This window comes from Candidatus Protofrankia californiensis (assembly GCF_900634765.1).
GTDB classification, from domain to species: Bacteria; Actinomycetota; Actinomycetes; order Frankiales; family Frankiaceae; genus Protofrankia; species Protofrankia californiensis.
The window spans coordinates 1-1077 of the sequence record NZ_CAAAFT010000383.1 but is presented as its reverse complement, the minus strand read 5'-3'; the positions used below and the strand labels follow the sequence as shown (position 1 = coordinate 1077).

Genomic DNA, 1077 nt, shown 5'->3' with positions numbered 1-1077 from the left:
GGACTCCGGCGAGCGCCGTGACCGGGATGATGCCGAGCACGGCGGGCAGCAGCGCGGCGAACAGCAGCAGCCACACCCCGTGCAGGACCCGCGACGCCTTGGTCTTCGCCCCTGCCTGGACATTGGCGGCGCTGCGCACGATGACGGCGGTCATCGGCAGCGCGCCGAGCAGCCCGCACACCGTGTTGCCCGTGCCTTGGGCGATGAGTTCCTTGTCGTAGTCGGTACGCGGACCGTCGTGTAGCCGGTCGACCGCCGCAGCGCTGAACAGGCTCTCTGCGGAGGCGATGAGGGTGAAGGCGAGAACAGTACCGAGCAGTCCGACCTCAGCCAGCTGACCGAACTCGCTGGCGGCTGGCGGCTGAATCGAATCGAGCAGGCCCCGTACCTCGACCTTCGCCACAGACATATCGAACAACGCGCTGGCCGCGGTGGCCAGGACCACCGCCGCCAGCGCGCCAGGCACCACCCGCAGCCTGGTAGGCATACGGGGCCACAGCGTCATGATCATGATGGTGCTCGCGCCGAGAGCGAACGCGGAGAGCGCCGTGGCCGATTCGGCGAGGTCTCCGAGAAGACCGGGCAGGCCCGTGATCTTGCCGAGTCCGGAGGACGGGGCCTTCGCGTCGGCCATGGCATACAGCTGCCCGGCGATGAGGACCAGGCCAATGCCGGCGAGCATCCCTTCTACGACGGCGACGGAGATGGCACGGAACCAACGCCCCAACCGTAGGACGCCGAGTACCAGTTGGAGCAGCCCGGCAACCAGGACGATGACGCCGAGGGAGGCGAGGCCGTAGGCGTCAACGGCTTCGTAGACCAGGACGGTCAGGCCGGCGGCGGGGCCGCTGACCTGCAGGCTGCTGCCGGGCAGCAAACCGGTGACCAGGCCGCCGACGATGCCGGTGACCAGGCCGAGTTCGGCTGGCACCCCGGAGGCGACGGCCACACCCACGCACAACGGCAGAGCGACGAGGAAGACCACGAGGGATGCGGTCAGGTCGGTGCGCAGCGCACGTCGAAGCGGCACGGTGAGGGAAGACATGGGTTTCTTTCCGTGACAAGGGACGTGGACGG

Annotated in this window: 1 protein-coding gene; it reads right to left on the bottom strand. The window is 68.8% G+C overall.

Features of this window, described 5'->3' with window-relative positions:
• Nucleotides 1-1045 (bottom strand): SulP family inorganic anion transporter (locus DD1DGNOD_RS19690; protein ID WP_206443313.1); only part of this gene is annotated, 1045 nt, incomplete at its 3' end.
• Between the last annotated feature and the right edge of the window lie 32 nt (nucleotides 1046-1077).